Here is a 287-nt window from a genome sequence, read left to right as displayed (position 1 = left end):
ATCGGCCGGACGATTGAGACGCCATGAAAAAGCTGTTCTGCCTGTTGGTGGAGGGGCTGGCGGGTGACATTCATGATTTCCTCGGTGCTCTGTATATGGAGCAGGAGCTGGGCGCGGACGAAATGGGGCAGTATTTCTCGCCGTCCTGCATCTCACGCCTTATGGCCGGATTACTCATGCCTGGCGCTCAGGAGACGATAAAGCGTGAGGGGTGGATGACACTCGATGAGCCTGCCTGTGGCAGTGCCGGTATGGTCATTGCCTTTGCTTACTGGATGGCTGAAGCG

The 287-nt window shown here is 57.1% G+C and carries 1 protein-coding gene; it reads left to right on the top strand.

The window, feature by feature from the left end; all coding sequences use genetic code 11:
- Positions 1–23: 23 nt before the first annotated feature.
- Positions 24–287, top strand: a 264-nt coding sequence (locus RTW80_RS28820; protein WP_312721524.1) for an N-6 DNA methylase, incomplete at its 3' end; no start/stop codon positions are given.

This window comes from Escherichia sp. AM3, assembly GCF_032029835.1.
Taxonomy (GTDB): Bacteria; Pseudomonadota; Gammaproteobacteria; order Enterobacterales; family Enterobacteriaceae; genus Escherichia; species Escherichia coli.
This window is presented reverse-complemented; position numbering and strand designations above follow the sequence as displayed.